Source organism: Corynebacterium sp. (assembly GCF_030530965.1).
Classification (GTDB): Bacteria; Actinomycetota; Actinomycetes; order Mycobacteriales; family Mycobacteriaceae; genus Corynebacterium.
Genome location: NZ_JAUMTY010000036.1, coordinates 1 through 21928 on the forward strand (window position 1 = coordinate 1; position 21928 = coordinate 21928).

Here is a 21928-nt window from a genome sequence, read left to right on the forward strand (position 1 = left end):
TGGATAAAGCCCCGGGCGTTGAGGTTGTCGATGTGCCGACGCCTCTGGAATCGGCAGGTATCGATGATTGCCTCGTGGGGCGCATTCGCCAGGATCAAACTATCGACGATGATCGTGGTTTGGTTCTTGTTGTGGCGGGCGACAACCTGCGTAAAGGCGCTGCGCTGAACACCATTCAGATCGCTGAATTGCTGGTGTAGAGAGCTGGGGGGAGCCGGGGGCTCCCCATTTAGCTCATACTGCTAGCGGACCGGGTAGCGCTGGCGCTTACCCGTGCGCCCGTTCCTGCACAGCGCTAAGGTGACGGTGTTTTTTCGCTGCGTGGTTTGATGTTGCGTCGATGAGGTCGGCACGTGCCCGGGCGACCCGCGACCTGATTGTTCCCACACGAACGCCAACGATTGTCGCGGCTTCGTCGTAGGTGTATCCCAAGACCTGTGTCAGGATAAGCGCTTCTCGGCGATCCGGATCCAAATTCTCCATCAGGAGCTGCACGTCCACCCAGTCCGACCAGGAGCTGCTGGCGGCGGTGTTCGTTGCCGTGTGCTGATCAGCCACGGTTTCCCATTCCGTACCGGTGGACCGTGGCCGAGCCATATCATGCCGAACGCTATCGACCCACACCCGTCGTGCAACAGAGAGCAGCCACGTGCGCGCACTCGAGCGGCCCGCAAACGTCGGCAATGCAGAGATAATGCGCAGGTAGGTCTCTTGGGTGAGATCGTCGGCGCGGTCAGTGTCGGCAAGGTGAGCAAGGAGACGCCAGACGTCCTTTTGGGTGCGTCGGATGAACTCGGTGAGTGCGGCCCGATCCCCCTGGCCGGCACGGAGAGCTAATGCTGTGACGCGTGCGTCGTCCTTGTCATGTCTTGTCACGGTATTCACCTTACCAAGTTGATGGAGAAAGTCACCTCTACCAGGGGTCTGTAGGAAGGCTATGGATCCGTCCCGCATTAATCTTAAAAACCTCTAGGCGGAAAGAACTTTAATAGGGTACAGTTAAACACGTATCGCACCACTGGTGGGCTCTTTACCCCTGAATGACGACGACACGAGCTCACCACATGAGAAGGAGGATCCATGTCGAACGATAGTTCGCACGATCAGCGTTTTACCTCAGACGACGTCGCACAGCGCGGAGTGTGCCCCGTTACCGGTCATGGTGCCCCGCAAGCCAACGGTCGGAGCATCTCAACCCGGGTCAACGGCGCTCCGAACGCATCCGAGGAGCACAGCGTGACCGTCGGCCGTGAAGGCCCCATCGCTTTGCACGACGTGTCGCTGGTGGAAAAGCTGGCGCACTTCAACCGTGAGCGGATCCCAGAGCGTGTTGTTCACGCGAAGGGGTCGGGCGCATTCGGTGAGCTGACGATTACGGAAGACGTATCGCAGTACACGAAGGCGGACCTGTTCCACCCGGGGCGCGTCACTCCGATGCTCGCCCGCTTCTCGACTGTCGCCGGAGAGCAAGGCAGCCCCGACGCGTGGCGTGATGTCCGTGGTTTTGCCCTGAAGTTCTACACCAATGAGGGCAACTACGACCTCGTCGGTAATAACACCCCGATCTTCTTCATCCGCGATGGCATCAAATTCCCGGACTTCATTCGTTCCCAGAAGCGTCTCGCGGGGCGCGGCACGATCGACGCCGACATGCGTTGGGACTTTTGGACCCGCACCCCAGAGAGTGCACACCAGGTGACCTACTTGATGGGCGACCGCGGAATCCCGAAGACCTTCCGCAACATGGACGGCTTCGGCTCCCACACGTACCAGTGGATTAACGCCAAAGGGGAGCGGTTCTGGATCAAGTACCACTTCAAGACCCGCCAGGGATGGGACTTCCTTACCGACGAGGAAGCCGCGAAACTGGTCGGCGAAGATGCTGACAGCCACCGCGAGGACCTGTACGCCGCGATTGAGCGCGGAGACTACCCGACGTGGGACGTCAAGGTGCAGATCATGCCCTTGGAGGAAGCCGCTGGCTACAAGGTCAATCCGTTCGATTTGACGAAGACGTGGAGCCAGAAAGACTACCCGCTGATTCCGGTGGGGCACTTCACGCTGAACCGGAACCCGGAGAACTTCTTCGCGCAGATCGAATCCGCGGCATTTGAGCCGTCGAACCTGGTCCCGGGGATTGGGCTCTCGCCGGACAAGATGCTGCTCTCCCGCGCTTTCGCCTACGCCGATGCTAAGCGCTATCGCCTCGGTGTGAACGCTGACCAGATCCCGGTGAACAAGCCAGTGTGCCCGGTGAACAGCTATGCCAAGGACGGTGCCGCTGTGTACGACTTCCCGCCGGCTTCTGAGCCGACGTATTCGCCGAACCGCTTTGAGCGCGGCGGCGGGTACATGGACGTCGACGGTACCGACGCTGAGGGCACCGGTGCTGTGCAGAAGGACATTGCGCCCGGTGAGTCCAAGTACGGTTTCGGCCGTGGTCAGGAGTCCGGCTTAGGTGCTGCTGAAGAACTCGGCCTCTGGGACGACAACTATGGCGGAGATTTAACTCGTGGTGCCTATGTCCGTCACCCGGAGGACGACGATTTCTCCCAGGCTGGCGACCTAGTCCGCAACGTCATGGACGACGCTGCTCGTGACCGCCTGGCCAACAACATTGTTGGTGCGATGGCCGGTGTGTCCGACCAGGTTGCTAAGCAGGCCTTCAACTACTGGACCCACGTCGACGAGTGGCTGGGCGCGGAAGTCGAAAAGCGCTTTACCGCGTCGAAGTAGTGATGGCGGAGTAGGGATGTCGAAGGCAACATAACGCCCGACATGACGCACTAGCTTTAGCGCACTGACTTCGGTTTTAGCCCCGGTCCGTTCTTCACATGGGTGAAGGGATCGGGGTTTCCGCGTACCGTGGGTGGTGTTTCGTACTCACGATGAAGTTAGGAGTTTTTATGTCTGATGCTTTGTACACCGCACGAGTGACCTCTACGGGTGGCGGCCGTGATGGCCATGTAGCTAGCGACGATGGCCACATCGATCTGGATGTTCGCCCGCCGAAGGCGATGGGTGGATCTGGTGAAGGCACGAACCCCGAGCAACTGGTTGCCGCTGGATGGGCTGCGTGCTTCAATAGCGCGCTTCAGTTGATCGCGAAGCAGGGCGGCGCTGATCTGGACAAAGCCCCAGAGGTTACCGTCGAGTGCTCGTTGGTGAAAGATGAGAACGACGGCGGCTTCAGGATTAAGGCTGCTTTAGACGTCACCATCTTCGGTGTTTCTGAGGATCAAGCGAAAGATTTCGCGGAGAAGGCCGACGCGATGTGCCCGTATTCCAAGGCTTTCCGCGGCGATAGCGAGACTGTCGTTACTGCGCACGCGAAGTAACCCTCAAACGTGAAGTAAATCTGAACGTGGTGGGCGAGTATCAGAAAGCTGCCCAACCGCCTGCGTAAAACAGCCTTTCAATGGCACAGCGCCTCGATGGGGAGCGGGATTCTGTCCTGATCATTCCGACCATTGAGGCGCTTAGTGCTTTGTTAGCGCTTTTAGTGCTATGCGCACGCAAAACCCCTCACGGTGGAGGCACATTCGCGGAGAAATGATTGACCACCGTGAGGGGTGAATGGTGAGCGCTGGAAAGGATAAAAGCAACGCTCACACGATTACTTATTAAGCGTATTACTTGATAAGCGCGCCAACGAGCTTGATGATGTTGGAGGCGAGTCCGGAGAGGTCTCCGATCCATCCTGCAACGGTGTTGGCGTCGATTTGTCCGGCAAGATCTCCGGCCTTGGAACCAGAGTTAACAGTGTCGTCCATCGTGGACGCTGCTGTGTCGGCTGCCTGGGAGTAATCGAAGTTCATGGGATCCCTTTCGTACGGGGTAGCTGGAAGAACGTCGTGTTTTTAGACGAACTTACCGATCGTGTCCAGGATGAACTCGACGATGTTCACAGCGTAGCGGGCTGCATCAACGTCAAAGTAACCGGGAAAAGGCTGCTGACCAGTAGGCATGAGTGACCTTTCGTCGTAAAACCCCCATCCCCATGGAGGGGATCAGAGGAAACTAGTTGTAGGAAAGAGTGGAGTTAGCGTCGTTGAAGTCGCTGTGTGCTGCAAGAGGAGCCACACGCTCACACATCAACGCACACTTGCTATCAGTCTTCTGAGGACGTCCGTCCTGGCGCACATCGTTGGCGTTGTAGACGTTGACCGTCCCGATGACCTTCTCGCCGGGCTGGATGCTGTTAGGCGACTTGATACCGAGATCGATGTTGATCTTACCGTCCTGGGTAGCACGGTAGGTCTGCCAGGTGTAGACCACGATGTTGCTGGTCTCGGTGGACTTCACCAGGCCGGCACGGACGGTGTAGTACTGCCCGGCGGTGAAGCCGGTGCCGTCGGCCTTGACCTTGACGGTAGCGCCGCTCTTTGCCTTGACAGTGTGGCTTCCGTCGGCCGCGTTGGTGAAGGAAACGTTGTTCAAGGAGCCTTCAGCGTGGTCAGGGTTGACCGGGGACTCGATAACGTTTGAAGGATCCCACCAGCGTGAGGGCCAGTCGGCGCTCGATGCCATTGCTGGTGTGGCGGACCCGGCAACGACGGCGGTAGCTGCCAAGGTTCCAGCTGCGATGCGGGAAATCTTTGACGTGAAGAAGTTCATTCTTTAGAGCCTTCCGATTGCGAAGCCGATCATCGAGTTAGCAGCTTCGATGAGGTATGGTCCAATTTCCGTGATCCAGTGAAATGCTGGGTATGGATCGTTCGGCGGATCGAGTGGCTGATATGCGTTCGGGTTGGTATCTGCACCCATGTCTTTCCTCCAGGTGTGATGAGTTTTGTCGACGACGGATGGAGCAACCACAACGTAGGGGGAAACTTATCGACGTCGAAAACGTGTCGTGCTGTATTAGGCGTTGGCAGGGGCCGTCGTCATTGTTTTGACTGGCTATCTGCCTGCGCGTACAAGCGCGCAAAAGACCCCGATGGGGTCTTTCACGGCACGTAAATCTTTTAGCCAGCGAGGCCCTTGACCAGGCCCATGATCGCGGAAGCCAGGGTGGTGGCGGAGCCGATGAGGCTGGTCACGGTGTTGATGTTGAAGCCGTCGAAGAAGCTGCTGGCGTGCTCGCTAGCAGACGAAGCGGCGTCGGAAGCAGTTGAAGCATGCTCGCTAGCCGTCGATGCAGCGGAGGAAGCAGCGTCAGAAGCGGAAGAAGCGGAATCGGAAGCGGCCTGCGCTGCCTCTGCGGCGTAGGAAAAAGCGGACATAACAATCCTTCCAGGGATGTAGACAAAGTGTTGTCGCTAGCTGATGAAGACTGTGGAACCGTCTTCCCGCTGGCGGGAGAGGATCGGTCAGTCTCATCAGGCTTACCGTTCCATAACTTACGAGGGTGACAAGTTAAAAGAAAGGAGAACTGGGATTATTTCACCTTCTGTTAACCGAATCTCGCGGATTTGAGCCGCTCAAGTTAGCGACTGCATGGCTGCAGATGTTAAGTATTTTTGGGCAAAAATCCATTTAAGCTGGGATCGAACCGAGTTTTATGTTGAAGACAGTGAGTGGGTAGCTAGCTAAATCTGTTGATTCTTTCACACTGTTACATTTGCCCCTATATTGGGGGTGCTCGATAGGTGCGGATGCGGCGACCGGCCGAAAGCGCTGACATAAAACGTCCCTGTGTGGGACGTCCATGCAGGAGCTTGCAGGGGCTTCGCAGGGAAAGCCCCGCACGCTAGACGCATGGAGGGCTCTACGCAATAGACCGAAGGGTATTGATGAGCTGATCAGTTTCCTCAGTATTTGTGACGGTGATCCGCACTCCGTCACCACTGAAGCATCGGACAAGGATGTGTTCCTTCGCCAAGGCCTCTGTGAATGCGTCGGATTGATCTCCAAGAGTTAACCAGACGAAGTTTGCCTGGGACTCTGGAACGTCAGCCTCGGTCAGATTCCACCGCGAGGAGTGAACGAATTCATTAATAAGGTAGTCACGCAAGCGATGGCGCTGCGGAATCGTCCGAGAGACTCGCTCGGCTTTACTTTCAGGGCTGTTGAGGCACGCGATAGCAGCGTCGTGGGCGAGTGTGCTCACCGAGAATGGGACCTGGGTGCGGTTGAGTGCGCTAATGATCTCTGGAGACCCAATCATGTAACCAACGCGTGCGCCGGCCAGGCCATAACACTTAGAGAACGTCCGAGCGAAGCAAACGTTGGGGTGCCGCCGCACGAGGCCCAATGAATCCGGCGTGAGGTCGTCGTCGGTGTAATCCAAGTAGGCCTCGTCGATACACACAGTGACACGGTCGGGTACGCGGGTGAAGAAGGCTTCCAGTTCGTCCTCTGTGACGAGCGTGCCCGTCGGGTTATTGGGGTTACATAGAATAACGAGCGACGTTTTGTCGGTAATGGCATCGGCCATGGCGTCGAGGTCGTGGCGATGGTCTGCATCGAGCGGGACCGCGATAGGGGTGGCTCCGGCGATCCTGCTGAGGATGGGGTATGCCTCGAATGATCTCCACGCGAATAGTGTTTCGTCCCCGTCTTTACAGGTGGCCAGAATCAGTTGCTGCAGGAGTGACGAGGAGCCGCATCCGATCGCCACCTCATCGACGGTGACCCCGTGGAGTTCGGCGATGGCGTGATGTAAAGGCGAGGTCGCCATGTGAGGGTAGCGGTTGAGGGTGTGGGCTGCGGATGTAATCGCTTCAATCGCGGCGGGGAGCGGCGGCTCAGTGGTTTCGTTGCTGGCCAAGACGAGCGCGTCGTCGGCCTTTTTACCGGGCGTGTATGTGGGAAGTTGGTCTAAGTCGGGGCGGATCATTCTTGTAATGGTAAGCCGGGGATTATGCGGCGCAAAAGTGGCACAAAAGTACGGTATTTGCCGCTGGGGAAATGTCGGGGATTGTGGTGGTCGTTGGAGGTACCGTTGAGGGGTAGCTCGCGTGCCGACGTCGTAGGTGGTGGTGTTTGTCTTCTCTAGCTGGCTTCTGTAGTATCGCCTACGGAATTCGCGACAGCGGTGTCTTCTCGATCAGGGGAAGCTGATTACGATCGACATTGTGCGCCGTGACTTTCGCTGGAGGTGTGCCAGAGCGGCCGAATGGGGCTCCCTGCTAAGGAGTTGACTCGCAAGGGTCCGAAGGTTCAAATCCTTTCACCTCCGCCATTTTGATGAGCGCCTACTTCACTGTTCGTGGGGTAGGCGCTTTTCGATTGTGCCCTGTGCTCTTTGTGGTGCGGGGCAGGGTGTTAGGGAGCCGTTTAACCCGTAGTTTTTCGGGTTCGTGTGCGCTATTTTTCCTGATAAATGAATGAATTTGGGGGTCTGGCTGCCTCTGTGTAATATATGTCCCTGTTGCGCTCGTAGCTCAACGGATAGAGCATCTGACTACGGATCAGAAGGTTGGGGGTTCGAATCCCTTCGAGCGCACAATCAAGCCCCTCATCGCAGTATCGCGGAGAGGGGCTTTAACAGTCTGTGAAGTTGGCGTATGGACATGCTAACGCTGGCGTGATCGCCAAATTCGGAATCTCGTTTTCTCGTGTTCACATCCCGGAATTGTCTATTTTTCAAGATAACGAGAACGCACACGCTCATAGATGGCCTGGGCACGCTCCGACGTCATCTGTTCGTGTATAGGCGACTGAGCGATGGCTGCAACACTATCTTCGGTGGGTTTCCATCCCTCCAGAACACCGCTATGCACGGCCTCCACAACAGCGTGAAGGTGTTCCGCATCCAGACCTTGCAATGCATTGGGGAACGCTGCCTTGTAAGCGTCAACGCCACGTAAGGAGTTGTAGTCAACAGTGGGCATGATCGATCCCTAGCCTTCCGTTTACGCAATTATCCTTGCTCCACAATACTGGAAGTATGCCCTTAGAACGCGGAAGAAACTAGTATTTTCCAGGTACTTTGCTAGGCAGTTACCGCATTCTTAGCTGGAGTAATGCCTCTCCTGAGCCGACTGGGGATTGAGAGTTCTCTAGTAATTGTGACCTCGAGATTTCCTCTCAAAAAGACCGAAAAGCAAAAGCCTGAACTATCCCTACACCTAAGTAGACATAGTCCAGGCTGAAGTCACTTTTCGACGGCGAGGCTGGCTACCTGTTAATCAACCATCGCCGGGATGGCTCTACTAGTTGGATTCGCCAGCGTCTCCACCAATGTTCGGAGCGATGTTGCCGCTCAGAGGCAGGTTGTTATCGCCCGTATCTCCCGAGAGTGGCAGGTTGTTGTTGGACAGTGGCATGTCACCGGAAAGGTCGCCCGAGAGCGGCAAGTTGATGTCACCGGTGTCGCCAGAAAGTGGCAGTTTGTTGTTGGACAGAGGCATGTCGCCAGAGAGGTCACCCGAGAGCGGCATCTTGCCTGACAGGTCGCCGGACAGTGGCATGTTCAGGTTGTCTCCCGAAAGCGGAGTATTGATGTCACCGACGTTTCCGGACAGTGGCATGTTGATGTCACCGGTGTCGCCGGAGAGCGGCATGTTGATGTCACCCGTTGTTACCTGGAGGTGAGGAGCAAAGTCGCCAACCTGCTCGGGGAAATTGACGTTAAATGTGGGGGGTTCTGCCGGTGCGGGTGCCGGCGCAGGTGCGGGGAGGCCCACATTGTTGAGCTCCACGAGGAGGTCCTTGATCGGTCCTTGCGTGATCTCGTTGATTTGGAGGAGGAAGTCCATCGGGTGTCCTTTCGGGAGAGCTTTAGGTCCAAGCCCAGAGCGGAGGTCTTTTCATCGGTCCGGAGCATCTCTGACATCAAACGTTTTGCGCTTGTTTGACGTCGGTAATGCCCCTTTCCGTAAACGACCTCTGTGGTTCAGGGGATGATTCGGAGATTAAGTCATCCCGCTATGTGCTGCAACTAGATCTGGAAATATAAGCAGGTGGTGAATCGATCATAATTGCGGCGTTGCGGATTGATTTTTCTGAAAAATCCGGTATCACACCTACGGAAAATGCGATAAGCTGTACTTTTCTACCTTCGCTACCGTAGGTTTTGGCTGCCCTATCCTTGATACATCAATTATTAGCTTCACCCCTGTATGGAGGGTGAAGCCCCTTATGATTCTCGGGTGGATGATGACCGCGCCAGAATCCGGGAATAGCGGTACGCGCAACCAATGCACACGATAAAGAGGACAACACCACAGACAGCTGCTCCTGGTTCCCACTCCTTGGGCGCAATCGCCAAAACGTCGCTGTCTCCAGCCGCCGCAATGATCCCGGCATTGAGCACACCGAAAAGGGACTCACCAACAATCAATCCTGTAGCCAGCAGCACTCCGAGCCGACGAGCAAGCTCCGGGTTACGTTGTTTCTTCGCCCACCGGTTGTAGAAGTACCCAATCAGCGCTCCGATCGGAATGATGACCGTCAAAGCGCTGGGCAGATACATTCCCATTCCCACAGCTAAACCAGGCAGCGAGTATTTGCCATGCGACGTCGCGCTCAGAATCTCATTAATAATGACGACGACGACACCGATCACCGCTCCCAGACCGATCAATGACCAGTCCAGTGAGTTGCCGAAAATACCTTGGGCTACCGACGACAGTAGTGCAGCTTGAGGTGCTGCCAGTGCGTCATCTCCCGCGCCCGGCGCGCCGGCAAAACCGAATCCGGACATCATCAATTGAAGCACAGGGGGGATAATCGCAGATCCGAAAAGAACACCGACGACGAGCGCCACCTGCTGTTTCCACGGTGTGGCCCCAACTAATTGCCCTGTTTTCAGATCCTGCAGGTTGTCATTGGAGATCGTCGCCACGCCGAAAACGACGGCTGAGGTAAAGAGTGTATAGGCAATCAATACGTCGGAATGAGAATGTGATTCCGCACCCATCGCCACTTTAATCAGAAGAGCTGCGGAAATAACGACAATTATTCCGACGCCCGAAATCGGTGAATTCGACGCCCCAATTAACCCGGCCATATAGCCGCAAATACTTGCGACGACGAGGCCAACGAGCAGCGTGTAGATAATACTGATTGCGATCAGCCCACCGGTGTGGTGCGCGATGGACGTGTCTTTAACGAATAGCCACAGCAGTAGGCCGATGGGGATCATGGAGAAAAGCGTTACACCTGCAACGACGGGGAACGGAATGTCTTGCTCAGTAATATCGACTGTTTTCCCCGAATGGCGAGCCCTCGACGACACTAAGGAATCTTTAATTCCTTTGGCGATGGGGCCAGTGATTTTAATCAGCGTCCATACAGCAGCGACGGCCATGGTGCCAGCGCCGATGAACCGGACGTCGCTGGAAAAAGTGTCGGATACGATGCTTTCTAGCCCCGACGCTCCAGTTCCCGGAGGAATATGACCGGCTGTGCGCAGCGGAAGCAGAACTCCGTAAGAAATAAGGAGTCCGACCACCATGGCGATTCCGACGGAAAGTCCCACTAAATGGCCCACACCGATGAGCGCGAGTGACAATGATCCACCGATCATCGTTCCGCCTGAACCAATACGGAACGCCGCTGAAATCTCTGACGCCACCGTCTTCAGTGCGGCCAGCAGTGCATAGCCGCCCGACGCTAGACCTCCGAGAATGATCATCCGCAGACCCATGCGGTTTTCGTCCACCGCAGATGACGTCGTCGGCTCTGAGACCTCGGCGGATGAGACCAACGACGATTGGTCACCGTCGTTAATTGAACTTTGGTCGTTAACAGCATCTTGGGCATGGGTATCGCCCACTTTCAAGACTTCCGCTGCCGCAACACCTTCGGGGTAGGGGAGGTCGGAATGTGTGACGAGCGCGCGTCGTAGCGGAATGGAATACATGACGCCCAAAATGCCGCCGATTGCGCACAACGCGGCCGTCTCCCAATACGGAAAACCTGACCACCAGCCGATCATCACTAGACCGGGGAGGACGAAAATAATGGCAGATAATGTCCCCGCCGCAGAAGCAATGGTTTGAACAATATTGTTTTCTGCAATGGTGTGGTCTTTAAAATTCCGAAGAATCGCCATTGAAATAACGGCGGCGGGAATTGATGTGGCAAAAGTAAGCCCAACTTTGAGTCCGAGGTACACATTTGCCGCGGTGAAAACCAGCGTAATTAAGCCACCGAGAATGACAGTCCGAAGAGTGAATTCTCGAGTTGATGCTGCTCGCTGCACTGCCACGTTGCTCGAACCACCGTGCGAGCCATCGGCCGAACTACCGTGCGAACCATTCTGGTGGTCGCCGCGTAGTTCCGGGGTCACATGGGCGGAGGAATCATTCTGTTCCACGATGACGTTCTTTCTTCCAAGGTCTTCCTGGGGAAGCGTACCCGCGGTATTTTACTGACACGTCGGGTGCGCCCCGTACGATAGGCTCCATGCGTTTCTTAAACGGTATGGTCCCGCAGTACGACCTCACCTATGACGACGTCTTCATGGTTCCGTCACGGTCCTCCGTGGGATCCCGTCAAAAAGTGGATCTGCACACCAACGACGGGACAGGAACGACGATCCCCCTCGTCGTCGCGAATATGACCGCGGTGGCCGGGAGGCGTATGGCGGAGACAATCGCCCGGCGCGGAGGATTGGCCATCATTCCGCAGGATGTGCCGGCCGATATCGTCGCCCACACCATCGCCAGCGTGAAGTCCTCCGACCTCTTCTTTGACACCCCGATCACGGTGAAACCGCACCACACCGCGGGCTACACGCGCCACCTTTTGCCCAAGCGCGCTCATGGCGCAGCCATCGTCGTCGATGATGGCAAACCCATCGGTCTGGTGACCGAAAAGGACCTGCGTGGCGTCGATAATTTCACCCAGGTTGGCCGGTTAATGAGTACATCATTAGTTACTCTTAGCGACGACACCACCCCGCAGGAGGCCTTCGCGTGCCTGTCCGAGGCTTCGCGGAAACTTGCTCCCGTGGTCAGCGCGGATGGCGAGTTGAAGGGCATCATGACGCGAAAGGCGGCATTGCGCGCCACGTTGTATCAGCCTGCGGTCGATAAAAATAACGCGCTTCGCGTCGGTGCGGCGATCGGTATCAATGGGGACGCGACGGGCCGGGCAACCGCGCTGGTTGAGGCGGGTGCCGATGTCATCGTTGTGGACACTGCCCACGGTCATCAACAGCACATGATCGACGTTTTACGCAAGGTGAAAGCCCTGGATCTGGGTGTCCCCATTGTCGCCGGAAACATTGTGACCGCGGACGGCGTCGAGGATCTCGCCGCTGCTGGTGCCGACATTATTAAAGTGGGGGTGGGCCCTGGTGCGATGTGTACGACGCGCATGCAGACCGGGGTTGGCCGTCCGCAGTTTTCTGCCGTGAAAGAGTGCGCGGATAAAGCCCGCGAGGTGGGTGTTCATGTGTGGGCTGACGGGGGAGTGCGGCACCCGCGCGATGTCGCCCTGGCCTTGGCCGCCGGCGCATCCAACGTCATGATCGGATCATGGTTTGCTGGAACTTTGGAGTCGCCGGGGGACTTGATCAAAGAAAACGATGGACGTGCGTATAAAGAGTCGTTCGGTATGGCCTCCCATCGGGCGGTGGAGCACCGCAACCTGCACACGGAGGAGTTCGAGCGCGCACGCCGGTCAATGTTTGAAGAGGGCATTTCGCAGGCCCGCATGTACATTGACCCGGAGCGCCCAGGCGTAGAAGACCAGGTTGACCACATTGTTTCCGGTGTGCGCTCAGCGTTTACCTACGCAGGCGCGGATACGATCGAGACCTTCCGTGAGCGGGCGATCGTCGGGATTCAATCGGCAGCTGGGTACGCGGAAGGACGGCCTTTGTCGTCGTCGTGGAAGGCGTAGCGGCCGCAGCGCAGTAGCGGTCCACGGCGTAGCGGCCGCAACCCCGCGCCTAAAACACTTCGATCCGCGCGCCGAGATTCTCCGCCTGCTTAAGCTGGTCCACCCAACCAGCATCACCGGGGTGCAGCCGCAAAACCGGACGCTTCCCCGTGCGCGCTTCGTACCGAATGCGTGACCGGTGCCCAGCGTCGGCAAGTTCCGCGACGGTGGGTGGCGTCGCCCTCAAACTCTCGCGGGCCTCGTCCAACATGGTTTGGACCTCCCCAATGGCACGGAGAACCTCCTCCACATTGTTCTCGCACATGGCCTCGGTCAGTCCGGGATCAGAACCGGCGACGCGCGTTCCATCACGGAAAGAGCCTGCAGCCAGGGACAATGCCAATGCGCCCCCATTGTCGCCAGCCACTGCTAGAGCGTCAGCCAACACGTGCGGCAAATGTGAGATCCGAGCAACGGCCGCGTCGTGGGACTGTGCCCGCGCCGGGACGACCTCGGCTCCGACGTCGTAGGCGAGGTTCACCACGCTCATCCATTCGCGCAGCCACAGGCCACCGTCGTTGTCGTCCGTGGGCGCGTTGTCGAACGTAACGACCCACGGTGCGCCGGTAAACAAACCGGTCTGAGACGCGTCCCACCCGTTGTGGCTGGTGCCGGACATGGGGTGCCCGCCGACAAAACGGTCATGCATTCCGCGCGCGCGAACCTCCCGTATGACAGCCTGCTTCACACTCACGACGTCGGTAATCCCGCAGGTGGGGGCGTGTTGCGCGATGCAGTCGAGCATGGTCCCCACGGCGCTCATCGGCGTGGCGATCACTACAAGAGCGTCCTCATCTTCGGCCCGTTCGAGGACAGCAGCGCAATTATTCGACGCGTCGAAACCGTCGTCGATAATTTTTGTCACTGTGGATTGTGTGCGGTCCCATCCGAAAACTCGCCGCCCGCGAGCCTGCACGTCGCGCAAGATTGAGCCACCAATGAGCCCCAGTCCGAGGATGCACACGGGTCGGTCCTCGTGGAGAATGTGGTGCTTGCCGGGGGTTGTGGCTGGGTCGGGATAGACGCCGGAGGGTGTGGAGGTGCTCATTCTGACAAGTGTGGCACAGTCCGACTACGGTTATCTATATGAATGCGGGTGTGAACGACGACGGCCAGACTCCAACTTTTGCCGTTGCACTGACAAGTCAAGATGGGCAGTGGATGGGCCGGATCCTCCCTGAACGAGCCACGTGGGACCTTGATGCGGCCACGCGGGCTGTGCGCGATTTGCGCTCCGAAGGGCCAAGTTTTGGCATGGTATGCGTGGACGATGACTGGTTTGTCCTCATCCGTCCGACGCCACGGGGGACACAGCTTTTACTTTCCGACGCCACCGCTGCGGTTGTAGACGATTACGCCGCGGAAGTATTGGATGAGCTGGACGTTGACGTCCCCGATATGGATCCTGATGAGCGGGCCGATGCTGAACCGTGGCCGGAAGGGGACCTGGAGATTCTCGAGGACCTCGGTGTACCGAGCGACGTGCTCGCTGTGATCTGCGATGACGATGAGTTGTGGGCATCGGAGCAGCTTCTCCGGATTGCGGAGGAAATCAATGCGGATGAGGAGCTTGCCGACGTAGCGCAGCTCGATTATTAGGTCATTATTAGGTCGCTGACGTGATTGGTACTGGGCTGCCGCGGCCTGTTCCCGAGCAACAGGCGGAACGCTGGATGCGAATGGCGTTAGACGTGGCCAAACAGACGCCGCCGGGCGACGTCCCGGTGGGTGCCGTGGTGGTTGACGCGTCGGGCCATGTTGTGGGGGAGGGGTGTAATGAGCGTGAATCCACGGGGGATCCGACGGCCCACGCGGAGGTCATCGCTCTGCGCAGGGCTGCTCGAAAAGTTGGCGACGGTTGGCGCCTGGAAAACCACACTCTTGTGGTGACCCTAGAGCCGTGCGTGATGTGTGCGGGCGCTGCGGTGACCTCCCGCATCGGGGGCATTATTTTCGGTGCGTATGAGCCGAAAACGGGGGCGTGTGGTTCGGTGATCGATGTCGTGCGTGATCCGGCGTGGCCCTTTCCGACTGTCGACGTCAGAGGCGGTGTGCTGGAGCGAGAATGCCAGGGGCTTGTGGAGGAGTTTTTTGCTCGGCGTCGGAAGTGAACTGCTTTGTAGTGAGGAAGCTGTCTGGTGGCCTAGCTGTGGTGTGGTGCAGTCGTAATGGAGCGCTCCTTTAGGAAACCTCCCAAAAAATTTGCCTAAAACGCATAAAAGGGATGCATTGCAACGCGAATATCGCTACGGTCGGTATCACAGGTTTTATCTACTACGAAATGAGGTTTAACGATGGATCTTGACAACCTAAAGGACAAGGCCAAGGACGCTATTTCCGACAACCGCGACAAGGTTGAGGAGAAGGCTAACGACGTTGCTGACAGCAAGTTGGGCGACAAGGCCGATAAGGCGAAAGAAGGGGTCAAGAAGGGCCTCGATTCTCTCGACAAGTAATTATTAATGCGGGATTGCCGTTATTGCGTAACGACGTTGGTTTCCTGTGTGAGCAGGGAAAACGTGCGTGATTTTGGCTGCTTGGAGTCCTAGGCTAACCTAGTTCGCGGTGGCGTGTCCGAGCGGCCGAAGGTGCGGCACTCGAAATGCCGTGTGCGGTAACCCCGTACCGAGGGTTCAAATCCCTCCGCCACCGCATTATGTAACCCCCAGCGGTATCAACCGTTGGGGGTTTACGCATGTCTGCTTCTGTGGTGGGGAGCGGGATAGGTAGTAAAAGTCGGGTTATACGACAAAAGTGTGTCCACGTGCCGGAAAACTGCGGGTGGATATAGGGGTCGGTTGTGAAAACTGCGTGGGGATATGGGCGAAAAATGGCCGAAAATTGACCATATAACCCCATACTTTTATTTGGTCCGCGTATTCCCCCGCACTTTTGAGCTCTAGGTGTAGTTTCCTGCGGTTTTTCCGTCTACCGGCTCCTTGTTTCGTGCGTCGGCGCTTCGCGCCCCAGGAATTGGGTTCTTCCTGGGGTTATACGACAAAAAGTGCGCTTCTCTGCTGTGTGCGCTGCGTTTCTTAAGGTCAGGGGGCGTCGCAACACGTATCTGCAGGGGAGGGTAAGTGCTGCATGTTGCTTCGTTTTTCCGAACTTTTCAGCAAGTTCGCTGGGTCATCGTCGGCAACGTGAATTATCGGCGAAGAAAACAAGCCGAAGAAACAAATCGTCTTGCGATGGATTTATATGCGTGGATCGCGGGTCTCTGAAGTATTTAGAAGATTAAGGATCCAAGCTAAACTTGCATCCACTAAGTTGTGAACTTGAGAGGACACCATGCCATACGGAGATGGAAGCCGGACGATCTCGGCAAATGTTGACAGCATTGCTTCTTCAACGAGGAGTACGGCGCGGGCAGCATGGGCTGGCGTGATGCTCCTGGGAGCGAGGCTCGCACAAGCCCAGAGGCACCATAAGGAGTCGATAGAAGAGCTACACCATATTCAGGATCAAATTGACCGTGGGCAGAGGCTTGCCGATCAGCGAAGTGCACAGCTCATAGCGACAATAGAAAAGGGCGGGGATAACCAAGGGCACAGAGATTATTCGATCTGGGTGGGGAGCACACCAGAGGGAAACCTTTTTGAGTACACATATCGCCCTGAAGCCGAGAAGCGCATTCGTTTTATAGCTGCACTCAACGAGTATTGGCAGCGGGAAATAAGTATTGCTTTCTCCACCGTTGTTAATCGGCTCACTCAAGCGGAACAAGATCTCCTACTTAAGGGTAAAGCGATCTATCGCGATAACGAGGAACTTCCTCTCCCGGCGCCTCCTCATCAAGGCGATAAGAGCACTGCAAAAACAGTGCTAATAGCGGTTTTATATTTTACCTTATTTCTCATAAGCTTTTTCATCCTCATTACCGCCGGTGTCTTTCTAGTTTCTCTGGCTTTTTATGTCGGGGGAGGAGTTTCTTCAGGTGAGGAATCCGGAGTAGAGACAGCGAGTAAAGTTACTTTAATACTCTGTCTAATTCTTGCAGTGGCGGTATGTCTCTTCGTGCATTGGCGTTTAAAAAAGCGGCAAGAGAGAAAATTACAGGAGTATTACAACCTCCGAGACCAAGAGTTGGCCAGACGTAAGCACATCTACGACTTAAATGTGGCGAAGTTTGAGGAATTGGAGGACCAAGTGAGTCGCGAACTTGGATTCGATATATCCGAGATGAACGAGGTCAAGGCAGGCTGGAATTCAAATTCCGCAGTTTCTCGTGCATATTCAGTAGCTGAATTTATGGAGAATGTCCATGTCACCCTCCCTCTGACTCGTCAATGGCCTCCGCTCCCTGACAAGCCGATTGTTGCTGATTTTTCACAAACTAAGCTCGCTAGGGCCAACGAAAATATTAAAAGCTCCGTTGATGGATTCGATTGGCGTCCCCTGCAAGATCTTTAATTATCGCCTAGTTGTCAACCATTCGCGGTCTTTTAATCATCATCTCACAATATGGGGTTTTATGGTTCAGCAGAGTCAGCGTTCGAGCAGCGTAGTGTTCATCGTCATCGGTTTGTCCCTAGCGATGTTTATGTTTTCGGTTAACCAGACGATGCTGAGCGTTGCGCTCCCAACGATCGTTGGAAGTCTGCACGGCGGCGACCATATTCTCTGGATATCGACCTCATACATGCTCGCATCGACGATTTTTCTCCCCATGTACGGAAAACTGGGTGACCGATACGGACTAAAGAAACTGTTTCTTTTTGCACTGATCGTTTTTATCATTTCATGCGTATATGGGACGTTCGTTAACTCCATGCCGGCGCTAGTTATCACCCGCTTTATTCAAGGTATGGGTGGCGGAGGCTTAGTTGTTCTTTCCCAAGCTCTCTTAGCTGCCGCTGTTCCTCGCCGCGAGCGTGGAAAATACATGGGTTTCATCGGTAGCGTATTCGTGATTTCTACCGTCGCCGGTCCCGTCTTGGGCGGATTAATCACCGAATATTGGAATTGGCGATGGACCTTCGGCGTCAACGTTCCCTTCGGAATCGCGTCCCTCTTTTTGTGTCTCAAGTTTTTACGGGAGCCGGAGCCAGAAAAACAGTCATCCCGTATCGACGTGGCTGGGATGGTTCTTATCGGCGCCGTGTCTACGTTCCTTGTCCTGTGTACAGCCTGGGCCGGTCATGGAGGCTGGGGGCAACCTAAAGTTCTGCTTTGCATGGTTGGCGCCGTGGTGTGCGTCGTCGCATGTATGTGGGTAGAAAAGAACGCGGGCGACCCTGTCCTTCCCCCATATATTCTCACTAACCGAAACTTTTTCCTCGCCACGCTTATCGGCATGCTGCTTGCTCTGGGGACATTCGGCGTCACAACCTATATGCCGGCCTATATACAGATTGTTGAAGGAATTGACGCTGTTACCGCTGGTTTCGTTCTTCTTCCGATGACGGCGTTGATGTTTGCTTTTTCTCTTATTTCGGGATTCATGGTCAGCAAGACCGAAAAGTATAGGGCTTTATTGGTCACGAGTGGCGCGTTCTGCGTCGCAGGATTTCTCGCGCTAAGTGCACTCCACACCGGCTCCGGTGTCTATGTCCTCATCGCTGTCTTATGTGTCCTGGGCGTCGGTTTCGGTCTTGGAACCCAACTTTCTGTTTTAGTAGTTCAAAACTCTTTTTCGACGAAGGTGATGGGCACGGCAACAGCGTCGAATAGTTTATTCAGAGATTTAGCGGGCACATTGGGAATGTCTGTCGTCGGTGCCTTTTTCGCCTCCCGTGCCAGCGCCCGTTTTGCCGACACCGGCACTGGTGTGTCATTCGCATCGCTGACTCCGGAGTCAATGAAACAGCTGCACGAGCCTGTCCATAGCATCATCGCTCAGGCCTATCACGATGCATTAATCCCTGTCTTGGGGACCTTTGTTCCCTTAATGATTGCGGTCGTTGTTGCTGCAATCTTCGTCCGGGATGACCGTTTGCGGGATACCGGGCACAGTGACCCGAGTGAGATTAACGACCCGAGCGAAATTGTGGATACCGGCCTGTAGCCACCGGCTACGACCGCTTCCATCGCAACCCCGTAGCGCTCGATCGGGAAATATAGAACAATTTGGGTAGACCTAAACCCAAAGGAGAGCTGACAAAGTATGAAAGCAATCGAAAGTAGCGAGTGGGTTATCGACGGCGCACTGACGGTATGGGAACCGTCCGATCGGATGGCTGAGGCTCCCACGCACACACCAACGGATCCCACGCCTCCGTCGTTCTTGCAGAAGGACCACATCCGAGGAGTCCTCACTCAACGACAGGCGGGCAACACCCATCGCGCCTACACCTGTGCGGTGGCCACCCTTCCCGGACCGCTGAATACGGACGCAATGACCAAGGCAGTGAACAACTTTGTGCGCTCGCATGAGGGCTTGCGGAGTACCTTCGTTGTCAATACCGATATCGCAAGCGCACAGGGTGCGAATGGTGATGCCGCAGATGCCGCCGCAGCCAAAGCTAGTGGTGGGCAGCCTGAATTCGGTGGCGCGTCAGTAGAGCGGAAGACGGTCCCCGCGTCCGTCATCGATCTTGTTCCTCGCGTCCTTGCTGAGGCACCTGATGATGCTGGCGAAACGACCGCGAACGATATTCTGAATGATTATTTACCAACGCACGCGGTATTCGATCACTTTCCCGGTTTTGTTATCGGTGCTGTCGATAAGGGTAAGTACTGCGAGGTTTTTTATGCAGTAGACCATGCCTTCGGTGATGGATTGTCTTTGTGCGTGGGCATTCTTGAATTAATGGCGCGGTACACCGGTACTCCGGCGCCCGGTTTAGTGGAAGATACTCACCCAAGCTTTGTGGAATATACCCGCGAAGAATATCAACGAGCTGCCGCGGTCACCCCTGATTCGCCAGGGGTCAAGCTCATGCAGGAGTTCGTCCAGGCCACGGGTGGTGCCCCCCGATTCCCCTTGCCCACCGGAATCGAAAACAATGAGCCCCAGCCTGTTAAAGAAACCCAAGCAGATTTCACCCTTGCCGACGCTAATGACGTGAAAGTTTTACGTTCATTAGCTCATGAAAAGGGAGTTAGCTTTAGTACCATCGTGTTCGCTTTATTGGCGCTGGCGGAACATAAGGCAGCGAAGACAAGTCGGTATTCAACCATCGTGGTGAACAGCACGCGAGGAAAGAAATATGCGACCTCCCAGGGCTGGTTCTGCAACTTCAACCCACTGACATTTGATATCACGGGTGAAACCCTGGACGATATTTTGCCTACCGTCGCCCAGGCGCAGCAGAAAATGCGCGAGGTCCTGTATGAACCTGTCCACGCGTCAATCATGCCGCTGCTAGCGGCTGGGGCAGTGGACGCGAGCATTTTCGATAGTCCGCAATTGGTTACCTATATGGACCTCAGCTGGTTCACGGAGCCACAGGGCTCGAACATCCGCCTGCTCACGGGGACCGGGAAGACGAAGAACGCCAGCTTGTGGGTTTTCCGTAATCCGGATGGACTGCTCGTCGGAAGCCAGGCTCCGGACAATCCCGTTGCTGCGGAGTCTTTGCAGACGTTCTTCCACGCATTCCGCGACGCGGTTCGGGATGCGGTTCAGAACGCTGTTTCAGACCGACAGTAACCACCTCACGGAAGCTGCTTCGAATTAGCTAGCTTCATTTTCAATGAGGCGGATCGCCGTCGATAATGCCTGGTCGGGCGATGTCATCTCGGCGGCGAATGCGTGAGCAGCCTCCCGAACCGGCGACGACAGTGCGCGGTCGAGGTCGTCTCCGAAGTGTTCAGCGGTCAAATGTGACAGTGACGACCCGACCCCGACGCCCAGGTTTTCAATGCACGATGCCCAGAAAGGTTGCTCGAAGCCGAAGGCGTAAATCATGGTCGGGTTTCCGGACCGCAGACTTGCTGCAGTCGTGCCGGCTCCACCGTGATGAACCGCCGCGCAGCATCGTGGCAGGACAGCAGTCTGATTGACCGCTCCGGTGAAGTACACATCGTTAGTTTCACCATGATTTTTATTGCCGACGGTGGGCGTCGCTCGTGATTCGTCGTCGGGCACATTCGTGAAACCGTCGAATCCGCTGAAGAGTACGCGCAGGTTTCGCTTTCGTGCAGCGGAGACAATGGTGTCCACAAGACGAGCCGGATGTGACACCGGCATTGATCCGAAGCTCACGAAAAGTGGGGCGCTACCACTGGAAAGCCAGTGGTCAAGATCGGCGGGGAGGGTATCCGGTTCATTAAGTCGACGCCGCGCCGAGGCCGGAAGATCAAGATAGCCGACGAAAATTTTGTTGGTGTCTGCCCACTCTCTGGCGATGTCCGGGACGACTTTCGGGTCACAAAGCTGCAGTTGAGGCACCGAATGGCCGCGTAAATAGCGCGTGAATGGGTGGAATCGAGAAGCGAGCCCAAGACGGCGTCGGAATGCATTCTCCCAATGCCCGTACAAAAGGAAGTCAAACCATTCCTGAATATGCCATGAATTCTTCTTTATCCATTTTGGTGCGTGGCGGGTTAGTTTATGTGGCCAGCCCGAATAACTGTTGTGAGAAATTGGAGCGTATCGCAGAACACCGAGCGGAATATTCCATTTCTCAGCCAGCGATGTCCCCTGTCTTTGGCACATTGGGTTCACAATTAACAGGGTTGGTTGTGTGAGTCCGGGATGGTCCATATCCGACGAGCCCTGGGCGTTGTCATGAGAAAAATAATAGTTGATGAGGTCTTGATGCAGATCATCAGCGGAATGCTTAAGAAAGTGCGCAGCTAATTTGGCAATAGCGATGGGATTTTTACTTGCCAATGTTGATCGCGCGCGATCTGTCATATCGCCGATATTGATCCCCGCAGGGAAAACTGACTGAATTCCGGCAGTGCGTGCAAAAGTCGTCAGGCTAGGCGTGCACAGGAACGTGACTGTGTGACCACGGTCCTGGAGTTCCAAGCCGAGACTAATGGCGGGTTGAATATCGCCGCGGCTACCAGACAAAACGAACAAAATATTCTGGTGAGTGGATCTCTGACTGGTGTGGGCGGTCATAAGTTTTCCTTGGGGGCGTCGCGGTGAATGGTGGTGTGCGTGTTAGTTGGTAATTATCGCAGGGGTTTTGGGGAAATGTCCTGGTACCGTCGGTGACGTGGATGTGTGCTACCTCGATGATATTGCCCTTTC

21 protein-coding genes and 3 tRNA genes are annotated in these 21928 nt (G+C 55.9%); 13 read left to right on the forward strand and 11 right to left on the reverse strand.

Going from position 1 to position 21928, the window contains the following annotated elements:
* Window positions 1-200 (forward strand): Asd/ArgC dimerization domain-containing protein (locus Q3981_RS07435; protein WP_303124896.1); only part of this gene is annotated, 200 nt, incomplete at its 5' end.
* 67 nt (window positions 201-267) lie between these two features.
* Here the strand turns inward: Q3981_RS07435 and Q3981_RS07440 are convergent.
* Window positions 268-876 (reverse strand): RNA polymerase sigma factor, encoded by a 609-nt coding sequence (locus Q3981_RS07440; protein ID WP_204582407.1) that lies wholly within the window; start codon window positions 874-876, stop codon window positions 268-270.
* Between the two features lie 204 nt (window positions 877-1080).
* Between Q3981_RS07440 and Q3981_RS07445 the strand changes: the two genes are divergently transcribed.
* Window positions 1081-2736, forward strand: coding sequence for a catalase (locus tag Q3981_RS07445; RefSeq protein WP_303124900.1), 1656 nt, complete (start codon window positions 1081-1083; stop codon window positions 2734-2736).
* Between the two features lie 170 nt (window positions 2737-2906).
* Window positions 2907-3338 (forward strand): organic hydroperoxide resistance protein, encoded by a 432-nt coding sequence (locus Q3981_RS07450; protein ID WP_303124902.1) that lies wholly within the window; start codon window positions 2907-2909, stop codon window positions 3336-3338.
* 294 nt (window positions 3339-3632) lie between these two features.
* On the opposite strand, the gene Q3981_RS07455 is transcribed toward Q3981_RS07450, so the two are convergent.
* From Q3981_RS07455 to hisC, 5 genes are all read right to left on the reverse strand, one after another.
* Window positions 3633-3818, reverse strand: a complete 186-nt coding sequence (locus Q3981_RS07455; protein ID WP_303124904.1) for a hypothetical protein — start codon at window positions 3816-3818, stop codon at window positions 3633-3635.
* Window positions 3819-4020: 202 nt separating this feature from the next.
* Entirely contained in the window at window positions 4021-4617 is a 597-nt protein-coding gene (locus Q3981_RS07460; RefSeq protein WP_303124906.1) for a hypothetical protein, read from the reverse strand.
* Between the two features lie 3 nt (window positions 4618-4620).
* Window positions 4621-4818, reverse strand: coding sequence for a hypothetical protein (locus tag Q3981_RS07465; RefSeq protein ID WP_303124909.1), 198 nt, complete (start codon window positions 4816-4818; stop codon window positions 4621-4623).
* 149 nt (window positions 4819-4967) lie between these two features.
* Entirely contained in the window at window positions 4968-5225 is a 258-nt protein-coding gene (locus Q3981_RS07470) for a hypothetical protein (RefSeq protein WP_303124910.1), read from the reverse strand.
* Between the two features lie 485 nt (window positions 5226-5710).
* Window positions 5711-6781 (reverse strand): histidinol-phosphate transaminase, encoded by a 1071-nt coding sequence (hisC, locus tag Q3981_RS07475; protein ID WP_303124912.1) that lies wholly within the window; start codon window positions 6779-6781, stop codon window positions 5711-5713.
* A 257-nt stretch (window positions 6782-7038) separates the two neighbouring features.
* Here hisC and Q3981_RS07480 point away from each other — a divergent pair.
* A tRNA-Ser gene (locus tag Q3981_RS07480) sits at window positions 7039-7126 on the forward strand.
* Window positions 7127-7317: 191 nt separating this feature from the next.
* Window positions 7318-7390, forward strand: a tRNA-Arg gene (locus Q3981_RS07485).
* Window positions 7391-7523: 133 nt separating this feature from the next.
* On the opposite strand, the gene Q3981_RS07490 is transcribed toward Q3981_RS07485, so the two are convergent.
* The 3 genes from Q3981_RS07490 to Q3981_RS07500 all read right to left on the reverse strand — a co-directional run bounded on the left by Q3981_RS07490 (window position 7524) and on the right by Q3981_RS07500 (window position 11101).
* The gene (locus tag Q3981_RS07490) at window positions 7524-7778 is read right to left on the reverse strand and encodes a hypothetical protein (protein ID WP_303124914.1); all 255 of its coding nucleotides are present in this window, start codon (window positions 7776-7778) and stop codon (window positions 7524-7526) included.
* A gap of 321 nt (window positions 7779-8099) precedes the next feature.
* Entirely contained in the window at window positions 8100-8645 is a 546-nt protein-coding gene (locus tag Q3981_RS07495; protein ID WP_303124916.1) for a hypothetical protein, read from the reverse strand.
* Window positions 8646-9025: 380 nt separating this feature from the next.
* Window positions 9026-11101, reverse strand: coding sequence for an OPT family oligopeptide transporter (locus Q3981_RS07500; protein ID WP_303124936.1), 2076 nt, complete (start codon window positions 11099-11101; stop codon window positions 9026-9028).
* A gap of 197 nt (window positions 11102-11298) precedes the next feature.
* On the opposite strand from Q3981_RS07500, the gene Q3981_RS07505 reads away from it, so the two are divergent.
* Window positions 11299-12741, forward strand: coding sequence for a GuaB1 family IMP dehydrogenase-related protein (locus tag Q3981_RS07505; protein ID WP_303124918.1), 1443 nt, complete (start codon window positions 11299-11301; stop codon window positions 12739-12741).
* 49 nt (window positions 12742-12790) lie between these two features.
* On the opposite strand, the gene Q3981_RS07510 is transcribed toward Q3981_RS07505, so the two are convergent.
* Window positions 12791-13765: a prephenate dehydrogenase gene (locus Q3981_RS07510; RefSeq protein WP_303124938.1), complete on the reverse strand. Its 975-nt coding sequence runs from the start codon at window positions 13763-13765 to the stop codon at window positions 12791-12793.
* 101 nt (window positions 13766-13866) lie between these two features.
* On the opposite strand from Q3981_RS07510, the gene Q3981_RS07515 reads away from it, so the two are divergent.
* From Q3981_RS07515 to Q3981_RS07545, 7 genes are all read left to right on the forward strand, one after another.
* Window positions 13867-14379: a tRNA adenosine deaminase-associated protein gene (locus Q3981_RS07515; protein WP_303124920.1), complete on the forward strand. Its 513-nt coding sequence runs from the start codon at window positions 13867-13869 to the stop codon at window positions 14377-14379.
* Window positions 14380-14399: 20 nt separating this feature from the next.
* The gene (gene tadA, locus Q3981_RS07520; RefSeq protein ID WP_303124922.1) at window positions 14400-14891 is read left to right on the forward strand and encodes a tRNA adenosine(34) deaminase TadA; all 492 of its coding nucleotides are present in this window, start codon (window positions 14400-14402) and stop codon (window positions 14889-14891) included.
* A gap of 183 nt (window positions 14892-15074) precedes the next feature.
* Complete coding sequence (locus Q3981_RS07525; RefSeq protein ID WP_204087892.1) at window positions 15075-15236, forward strand: hypothetical protein; 162 nt, start codon at window positions 15075-15077, stop codon at window positions 15234-15236.
* Between the two features lie 108 nt (window positions 15237-15344).
* Window positions 15345-15432, forward strand: a tRNA-Ser gene (locus Q3981_RS07530).
* Between the two features lie 639 nt (window positions 15433-16071).
* Window positions 16072-17193 (forward strand): hypothetical protein, encoded by a 1122-nt coding sequence (locus tag Q3981_RS07535; RefSeq protein WP_303124928.1) that lies wholly within the window; start codon window positions 16072-16074, stop codon window positions 17191-17193.
* A gap of 61 nt (window positions 17194-17254) precedes the next feature.
* Window positions 17255-18787, forward strand: a complete 1533-nt coding sequence (locus tag Q3981_RS07540) for an MFS transporter (RefSeq protein WP_303124930.1) — start codon at window positions 17255-17257, stop codon at window positions 18785-18787.
* Between the two features lie 99 nt (window positions 18788-18886).
* Window positions 18887-20374 carry a hypothetical protein gene (locus Q3981_RS07545; protein ID WP_303124932.1) on the forward strand — a complete coding sequence of 496 codons (1488 nt, stop codon included), beginning with the start codon at window positions 18887-18889 and terminating at the stop codon, window positions 20372-20374.
* A 24-nt stretch (window positions 20375-20398) separates the two neighbouring features.
* On the opposite strand, the gene Q3981_RS07550 is transcribed toward Q3981_RS07545, so the two are convergent.
* On the reverse strand, window positions 20399-21745 hold the full coding sequence (locus Q3981_RS07550) for a glycosyltransferase (RefSeq protein WP_303124934.1): 1347 nt from the start codon (window positions 21743-21745) through the stop codon (window positions 20399-20401).
* Window positions 21746-21928 lie beyond the last annotated feature (183 nt).

Excerpts from the sequence above, each read along its gene's own strand:
- Q3981_RS07450 (WP_303124902.1), top strand. The coding sequence starts at position 2,907 with ATGTCTGATGCTTTGTACACCGCACGAGTGACCTCTACGGGTGGCGGC.
- Q3981_RS07470 (WP_303124910.1), bottom strand. The coding sequence starts at position 5,225 with ATGTCCGCTTTTTCCTACGCCGCAGAGGCAGCGCAGGCCGCTTCCGAT.
- Q3981_RS07515 (WP_303124920.1), top strand. The coding sequence starts at position 13,867 with ATGAATGCGGGTGTGAACGACGACGGCCAGACTCCAACTTTTGCCGTT.
- Q3981_RS07445 (WP_303124900.1), top strand. The coding sequence starts at position 1,081 with ATGTCGAACGATAGTTCGCACGATCAGCGTTTTACCTCAGACGACGTC.
- Q3981_RS07455 (WP_303124904.1), bottom strand. The coding sequence starts at position 3,818 with ATGAACTTCGATTACTCCCAGGCAGCCGACACAGCAGCGTCCACGATG.
- Q3981_RS07505 (WP_303124918.1), top strand. The coding sequence starts at position 11,299 with ATGCGTTTCTTAAACGGTATGGTCCCGCAGTACGACCTCACCTATGAC.
- Q3981_RS07525 (WP_204087892.1), top strand. The coding sequence starts at position 15,075 with ATGGATCTTGACAACCTAAAGGACAAGGCCAAGGACGCTATTTCCGAC.
- Q3981_RS07460 (WP_303124906.1), bottom strand. The coding sequence starts at position 4,617 with ATGAACTTCTTCACGTCAAAGATTTCCCGCATCGCAGCTGGAACCTTG.
- Q3981_RS07490 (WP_303124914.1), bottom strand. The coding sequence starts at position 7,778 with ATGCCCACTGTTGACTACAACTCCTTACGTGGCGTTGACGCTTACAAG.
- Q3981_RS07540 (WP_303124930.1), top strand. The coding sequence starts at position 17,255 with ATGGTTCAGCAGAGTCAGCGTTCGAGCAGCGTAGTGTTCATCGTCATC.
- Q3981_RS07545 (WP_303124932.1), top strand. The coding sequence starts at position 18,887 with ATGAAAGCAATCGAAAGTAGCGAGTGGGTTATCGACGGCGCACTGACG.
- Q3981_RS07495 (WP_303124916.1), bottom strand. The coding sequence starts at position 8,645 with ATGGACTTCCTCCTCCAAATCAACGAGATCACGCAAGGACCGATCAAG.
- hisC (WP_303124912.1), bottom strand. The coding sequence starts at position 6,781 with ATGATCCGCCCCGACTTAGACCAACTTCCCACATACACGCCCGGTAAA.
- Q3981_RS07535 (WP_303124928.1), top strand. The coding sequence starts at position 16,072 with ATGCCATACGGAGATGGAAGCCGGACGATCTCGGCAAATGTTGACAGC.